The organism is Sciscionella sediminilitoris (assembly GCF_000737195.2).
In the GTDB taxonomy this organism is placed as follows: domain Bacteria; phylum Actinomycetota; class Actinomycetes; order Mycobacteriales; family Pseudonocardiaceae; genus Sciscionella; species Sciscionella sediminilitoris.
On sequence record NZ_JALM01000150.1, the window covers coordinates 1 to 8,052 of the forward strand.

Here is an 8,052-nt window from a genome sequence, read left to right on the forward strand (position 1 = left end):
CCGTTGCTGCGGGCCTCGGAGAGCCGCTCCAGCACGATCACGCCCGCACCCTCACCCCAGGCGGTGCCGTCGGCCCCGGCGGCGAACGCCTTGACCAGACCGTCGCGGGCGAGGCCACGCTGCCGGGAGAACTCGATGAAGGCGTCCGGTCCGGCCATCACGGTGGCACCACCGGACAGGGCAAGATCACATTCCCCGGCGCGCAGCGCGCGGACCGCGAGGTGCAGGGTGACCAGCGAGGCCGAGCACGCCGTGTCCACCGTGACCGATGGGCCTTCGAGGCCGAGAAGATAGGAGATCCGTCCGGAAAGGACGCTGCCCGAGACACCGGTGCCGAGATAACCCTCGATCCCTTCGATGCCCTTGGCCAGATCGCGGCCGTAGTCCTGGCCGTTGGTGCCGACGAACACCCCGGTACCGCTGCCGGTCAGCGAACTCGGGTCGATCCCCCCGCGTTCCAGTGCCTCCCAGGAGGTCTCCAGCAGCAGCCGCTGCTGCGGGTCCATCGACACGGCCTCGCGCGGCGAGATACCGAAGAACCCGGCGTCGAAGTCCGCCGCGCCGTCGAGGAAACCACCGCGATCGACGTAGCTGGTGCCCAGGTGGTCCGGATCCGGGTCGACGAGCCCGCCGAGGTCCCATCCGCGGTCGTCCGGGAATCCGGTGATCCCGTGTTCCCCGGCGTTGAGCAGCCGCCAGAACCCTTCCGGGCTGTCGACCCCGCCCGGGAAGCGGCACCCCATCCCGACGATGGCGATCGGTTCGGCGGCGCGTTCCTCGATCGCGGCCAGCCGCCCACGTGTGCGCTGCAGTTCACCGGTAACCCGGGTCAGATAGTCGCGAAGCTTGTCGTTCTCACCCACGGTGTCCCCACTCATCGGTCGCGTGCGCCGGTTCAGGCGCCGAGTTGCTTGTCAATGAAGGCGAAGAGCTCATCGTCCGAAGACGGCGCGAAATCCGGGCCGGTCAGCCGTCCCGCGAGCGCGCGCAGGCGTTCACTCGCGCGCGCCCGCGTCTCCTCGTCCGGGTCGGTCCGGTCCAGTGCGGTTTCCAGGTTGTCCAGCAGGCCGTCGAGATCGTGCTCCGGTGCCCCGCTCTCCGGCGCGAGTTCCTGCCAGAGATAGCCGGCCAGCGCGGCCGGGGTGGGGTGGTCGAAGACGATCGTGGCGGGCACGGCCGCACCGGTGGCGGCATCGAGGCGGTTGCGCAGTTCCACCGCGGTGAGCGAATCGAAGCCCAGCTCGGTGAACGGCCGCTCGGCCCCGACTCCGCGGCTGTCCGGATGGCCGAGTACGCGGGCCACAGTGTCCCGCACGAGCCCGAGCAGCATCCTGCGCTGTTCCGGTTCGATCAGCCCGGCCAGGCGTTCCCGAAGGTTCGTTTCCGGTTCCGGCGCGCCCTTTCCGGATTCCGGGCGCGGCAGTTCGGCCAGCATCGGGGCGTCCCGGAAATCGTCGAAGAATTCCGGCCAGTCGAAGTCGGCCACGGTGACCTCCGGCCGGTCCGCCGCGAGAGCCCGGACGAACTCCTCGGCGGCCGCTTCGGGCGCCATGGCGCGCAGGCCCTTGCGGCGTACCTCCTCGTCCACTGCCTCGGCCATCCCGCCCTCGGCCCACGGACCCCAGGCGATGGACACCGCGGGAACCCCGTCGGCGCGCCATGCGCGGGCGAGTGCGTCGAGTTCGGCGTTCGCCGCGGCGTAGGCCGCCTGGCCGCCGTTGCCGAGCACGCCCGCCACCGAGGAGAACAGCACCAGGGCATCGAGACCGTGGGTCAGCTCGTACAGGTTCCGCGCCCCGGTCACCTTCGGCCGGGCCACCGAGGCGAACCGCTCGGGCGTCGCGTCATCGAGCAGCGCATCGTCCAGCACTCCCGCGGCGTGCACCACCACCCGCAGTTCCTCGAGCTCATCGAGCACTGTGGACAGTGCGTCCCGGTCGGCGGCATCGCAGGCGTGGATCGTCACCCGGGCGCCCAGCTCGGTAAGCCGTTCGCGCAGCCCGGCGGCCCCGGGGGCGTCCGCGCCCCGCCGGGACAACAGCACGAGGTGTTCCGCGCCTGCCCGGACCAGACGCTCGGCGACCACGGCACCGAGTGCGCCCGTGCCGCCGGTGATCAGGGCGGTGCCGGAGGTGCTCCATTCCTGGCTTGCTGCCTCGGCCGCGACCAGGCGCCGCGCGCAGACCCCGCCGGAATCGATCATCACCTCGTCCTCGGTTCCGCCGAGCACGGCGCGCAGCCGCGCCGCCGCATCCGCATCGGGTCGCGCGGGCAGCTGGACACAGCCACCCCAGCGGCGCGGCTGCTCGATGGCCGCGACCCGGCCGACGGCGGCCACCCCGGGGCGATCGCCGACCGCGGCACACCAGAGCTTCGCGGGTGTGGACCGCAACAGTTCCGCGAGTTCGGCGCCGTCCCCGGGAAAGGCGAGCACCGGGCCGTTCTCCGGGATCTCGTGCACCAGCGGGGCGCCGAGGATCGCTGCCGCGGCGGCCGCCCACTCATGGTTTTCCGGGGCGTACACCGTCCAGTTCGCCTCGGGCGCCGCGCCGGGTTCGATCGGCCGCCAGACGACCTCGTAGCGCCGGTTCACCGCAGCGCCGCGGTCGGCGGCGGCCAGCCAGAACCGGTCTCGGCGGAACGGATGGGTCGGCAGTTCCACCCGGGTGGCACCGGTACCGGCGAAGATCCGGGTCCAGTCGAGCCGGACGCCGTCCGCGAACAGCCGGGCCCGCGCGAGGTCCGCGGCCTCGGCCTCGTCCTGCTCCTTGCGCTGCATGGGGAAGAACCGTCCGTCGGTGACGCAGTCCGCACCGAGCGCGGACAGCGCGGCATCCGGGCCGATCTCCACGAATCGCCGGACCCCGCGGGCATGCAGGGTGCCGATGCCGTCGGCGAACCGCACGGTTTCGCGTACCTGCCGCACCCAGTACCGCGGATCGGTCACCTCGGCGAGCTCACCGGTCAGTCCGGACACCAGGGGGATCCGCGGCCGCGTATAGGTGACGCTCTCGGCGACCGCGGCGAACTCCTCCAGCATCTCGTCCATCAGGGCGGAGTGGAAGGCGTGGCTGACCGTCAGCCGGGTGGCCCGCCGGTCCGGAAAACCTTCGAGGACCGAGTCCACCACGTCCGCTTCGCCGGAGAGCACGAGCGAGCTCGGCCCGTTCACGGCGGCCACGCTCACCCCGGCGGGAAGTTCGAGCTCGTTTTCCGCCGCCTGCAAGGCAACCATGGCACCGCCCGCGGGCAGTGCACCCATGAGCTCTCCGCGGGCGGTGACCAGTTTCGCGGCGTCCGCGAGGGACCACACCCCGGCGAGGTGGGCGGCGGCGAACTCGCCGATCGAGTGGCCGAGCAGAAAGTCCGGTGCCACACCCCAGGAACGCAGCAGCGCGGCCATCGCGATCTCGAAGGCGAACAATGCGGGCTGTGCGTTTTCGGTGCGCGCCAGCACATCCGCGTCCGTGATGGTCCGAATCTCCGGCAGCAGGGCGCACACTTCCTCGTAGGCTTCGGCGAATGCCGGGAAGGCCGTGGCGAGTCCGGTTCCCATCCCCACGCGTTGCGCGCCCTGGCCGGTGCACAGGAACGCGAGCTTCCCGCCGCCTGCTTGCCCGGTCACCACACCGGACGCGGTCTCGTTGCGGGACAAGGCTTCGAGTCCGATCCGTAGCTCGTCCGCTCCCGGACCGGTGACCACGGCCCGGTGCGCCCATGCCGTTCGGGTGCTGGCCAGGGACCAGGCGAGGTCCCCGGTCTCGGCCTCGTTCTGCAGCAACCGGCCCGCCAGCTCGGGCAGCGCGGCCTCGCTGCGCGCGGAGAGCACGAGCGGGATCCGGTGCAGCGGACGGCGTTCCCGGGTCACGTCCTCCGGTTCCGGGGCCTGGCGCAGCACGACGTGCGAGTTGGTGCCGCTGATACCGAATGAGGAAACCGCGGCCGCCCGGTCCCGGTCGACCTCCGGCCAGTCCCGGTGCCCGGTCAGCAGTTCGACCGCACCGGAATCCCAGGCCACGTGCGGCGACGGCGTTTCGGCGTGCAGGGTACGCGGCAGCTGCCCGCGGCGCATCGCCTCGACCATCTTGATGATTCCGGCGACCCCGGCGGCTGCCTGCGTGTGTCCGATGTTCGACTTCACCGAGCCGAGATACAGCGGGGTTTCCCGCTCCCTTCCGTAGGTGGCCAGCAGGGTGTCCGCCTCGATCGGGTCACCGAGCCGGGTTCCGGTGCCGTGCGCCTCGACGACATCGACCTCCGCGACGCTCATCCGCGCGTTCGCCAGCGCCGCCCGGATCACCCGTTCCTGCGCGGGTCCGTTCGGCGCGGTCAGTCCGTTGGAGGCGCCGTCGGAGTTGACCGCGGAACCGGCGACCACCGCCAGGACCGGATGTTCGTTGCGCACCGCATCGGAGAGTTTCTCCAGCAGCAGCACGCCCGCACCCTCGCCCCATCCGGTTCCGTCGGCGGCGGCCGAGAAGGACTTGCACCGGCCGTCCGCGGCGAGACCACGCTGGCGGGAGAACTCGATGAAGGTATCCGGCAGTCCCATCACGGTCGCCCCGCCCGCGAGGGCGAGTCCGCACTCGCCTGCGCGCAGGGCCTGTGCGGCCAGGTGCACGGCCACCAGCGAGGAGGAACAGGCGGTGTCCACGCTGACCGCCGGGCCTTCGAAGCCGAAGTTGTAGGCGATGCGCCCGGAGAGCACGCTTCCCGCGGTGCCGATCCCCAGGTAGCCTTCGACGTCCTCGGCGAGTTCATCGACCCCGGATCCGTAGTCGTGGTACATGATCCCGGCGAACACACCGGTCGTGCTGCCCGCCAGCGCGGGGAAGTCCAGCCCGGCGCGTTCGATCGCTTCCCAGCTCACCTGCAGCAGCAGCCGCTGCTGCGGATCCATCGCCAGTGCTTCCCGTGGCGAGATGCCGAAGAACTCGGCGTCGAACTCGGCGGCCTCGTGCAGGAAGCCGCCCTCGCGCGCATAGGAGGTCCCGGGATGGTCGGGATCGGGATGGAACAGTTCGGCGAGGTTCCAGCCGCGGTCGGTGGGAAACTCTGACACCGCATCGGTTCCCCCGGCCACCAGTTCCCACAGGTCCGCAGGCGACTCGACGCCTCCGGGATAGCGGCAGCCCATGCCGATGATCGCGATCGGTTCCCGCGTCGCCTCGGCGAGTTCCCGGTTGCGCGCGGCCAGCCTGTTGTTCTCCTTGACCGATTCCCGCAGCGCGGTGACCAGTTCGTCGGGTGTCGCCATCAGATTCTCCGGACCGGGCGCGAGGGGCGAAGCTCTGGCATGCCTCGATCCTGGGTGCTCGGGCCCGCGCCCCGGCGGGCTCTTCGCCATCCCGGGTCCACCTCGTGGTAACTGCCTGCCCATCCCGGACCGGCAGCCGTTACCGGGAATCAGTCACCGGAGGTGGACATGGCACGGCTGATCAGCTCGCCGACGTCGAGGGCGTCGATCGCCGCGGCATCCTCCCCCGCCGGGTTCTGTTCCGCTTCCTGGGCCCCGATTTCCTCGGTCAGCCGGACCAGCGCGCCCAGCACGCCGAGTTCCCGGAACCGCTCGATCGGCGCCTCCGCGAGTGCGCGGCGCAGCCTGTCCTCGTCGGGGAGCTCGATTTCCGGGAACAGCACGGTTTCCAGATGGGCGGCGAGCGCGGCCGGGGTCGGGTGGTCGAACACCACCGTGGCCCCCAGGGGTTCTCCGGCCGTCGCCGCGAGCCGGTTGCGCAGCTCCACCGAGGTCAGGGAGTCGAAACCGAGATCGGTGAAGGCACGCTCCGGGTCCACCTCGGCCGCGGAACCGAAACCGAGCACCTGCGCGGTGTGTGTGCGCACCAGCTCGGCCAGCGCCTCGGGACGGTCCGCCGGGGCCAGCGCGGTCAGGTTCGGCGCCGCGGCCGCGGTGCTCGTGGAGCGCCGGACCGGGAGCCGGACCAGGCCGGTGAGCAGGGCGGGCAGGGTCCCGGCGCGGGCCTGTTCCCGCAGGCTCGCCACGTCGAGTTTGGCCGCCACCGCGGCCGGTCCCGCGGCGAGGTCGAACAGCGACTCCCCTTCTTCGGGGGTCAGTGCACCGAACCCGTCCCGCCGCATGCGGTCGACGAGGGCCGGATCGAGCACACCGCCCATTCCCTCGGCCTCCCACAGCCCGTAGGCCACCGCCCTTGCCGGGAGCCCCTCCGCGTGCCGTTGCTCGGCAAGGGCGTCCAGGTAGGCGTTGGCGGCGGCGTAGTTGCCCTGTCCCGGTCCACCCACCACTCCGGAAAGCGAGGAGATCAGCACGAACTCGGTCAGTTCGCGGTCCCGGGTCAGTTCGTCCAGGTGCCGGGCGCCGTCTGCCTTCGGGGCGAGCACGCTGTCCAGGCGTTCGGCGGTGAGCGCGGTGACGATCCCGTCGTCCAGTGTCCCCGCGGCGTGCACGACACCGCCGAGATCGGGGATCGCCTCGAGGAGTGCGGCCACCGCCGCGCGGTCGGTGAGGTCGCAGGCCTCGACGCGGACCTCGGCGCCCAGTTCGGTCAGCCGGTCGATCAGCGCACCGGCTCCGGGGGCTTCCAGGCCGCGCCTGCTGGTGAGCACCAACCGCCGGACGCCGTGCTGGGTGATCAGCCGCTGCGCGAGCCGGGCACCGATCCCTCCGGTTCCGCCGGTGATCAGTGCCGTGCGCGCCGGGTCCCAATCGGGTTTGCGGCCCGGTTCGGCGCGGACCAGGCGGGGCACCTCCACCCGGCCCGCATCGACCCGGACGCGGGGTTCCTGCACCGCGATCGCGAGGTCCACATCGGACTCCGCACCGTCGAGCAGCACGAACCGTCCCGGGTTCTCCGCCTGGGCCGAGCGGACCAGACCGGCGGCCGCCGCGTCGGCGGGGCGCGAACCGGTGAGCACGATCAAACGGGAGCCGGAGAACCTGGGTTCGGTGAGGAACCGTTGCAGCGCCTCGAGAACGGTGTGGGTGACCTCGGCGAGACCGCCTTCGGGGCGGGGCAGGACGACGACCGGTGGCGCCTGGTCTCCGCAGTCCTCCCACCGCTGCCAGGACACCCGGGTGACCGCGGGCGCCTCGACCGTCACCTGTGCGACGCTGAACAGCGACCGGTCCTCGCCGCCGCGTAGCTGCGCTTCGGTGACCGCGCGAACGACCAGTGATCCGACTGAGAGCACCGGCGCACCAGTGAGGTCGGCCATCTCGAGCGCGATCTCGCCGGGTCCGGTCGGCCGCAGGCGGGCCCGGACGGTGGTGGCGCCGCTGGCGTACAGGCTGACGTCGGTCCAGCTGAACGGCAGCGCACCGGCCGAATCGGCGTCCAGGAACATGCCGTGCAGCGCCGCATCGAACAACGCCGGGTGCAGGCCGAAGCGGGCCGCGTCATCGTGGGCCGCTTCGGGAAGCGACACCTCCACGTAGACATCCTCCCCGTGCCGCCAGGCCGCCCGCAAACCCTGGAACGGTTCCCCGTAGCCGAATCCGCGATCGGCGAGGTCCTCGTAGAACGTGCTCAGGTCGACGGGTTCCATGGCATCCGGCCAGCTGAACCCGCCGTCGGGCGGCGCCGCCTCGCCGAGCACGCCGGAAGCGTTGAGCTCCCAGGCCTCGCCGGGGACCCGGGAGTGGATGCGTACCGTGGCCGAGGCGTCCACCGCGACCTGCAATTCGATCGCGCCGCCGTCCGGGATGACGAGCGGGGCGTGCAGTGTGAGTTCGGTCAGCTGGGGCAGCCCCGCCTCGTCACCGGCCCGGATGGCCAGTTCGGCAAGCGCGGCTCCGGGCAGCAGGACGGTGTCGTGCACGGTGTGCCCGGCCAGCCAAGGATGGGTGGCCAGGGACAGTCGCCCGGTCAGCACGGTGCCGTCGTTCTCGGCGAGTTGCAGCCCGGCCGCCAGCAGGGGGTGTCCGGGCACCTCCAGTCCGGCCTGGCCGAGGTCGGCCGTCGCCGCGGGGGCGAGCCAGAAATGCTTGCGCTGGAACGGATACGTCGGCAGGTCGATAGCCCGTGCGTCCGGCAGGAGTGCGGTCCAGTCGACAGGGACGCCGCTGCTGTACAG

3 protein-coding genes are annotated in these 8,052 nt (G+C 71.8%); all 3 read right to left on the reverse strand.

All coding sequences use genetic code 11. The features are described 5' to 3' along the window. Positions 1–863: beta-ketoacyl synthase N-terminal-like domain-containing protein (locus tag AD72_RS34065; RefSeq protein WP_197285167.1), on the reverse strand; the 863-nt coding region annotated here is incomplete at its 3' end. A 32-nt stretch (positions 864–895) separates the two neighbouring features. Continuing rightward, positions 896–5,260, reverse strand: coding sequence for a type I polyketide synthase (locus AD72_RS34070; protein ID WP_425480798.1), 4,365 nt, complete (start codon positions 5,258–5,260; stop codon positions 896–898). 146 nt (positions 5,261–5,406) lie between these two features. Continuing rightward, on the reverse strand, positions 5,407–8,052 hold a 2,646-nt coding region (locus AD72_RS34075; RefSeq protein ID WP_037348359.1), incomplete at its 5' end, for a type I polyketide synthase.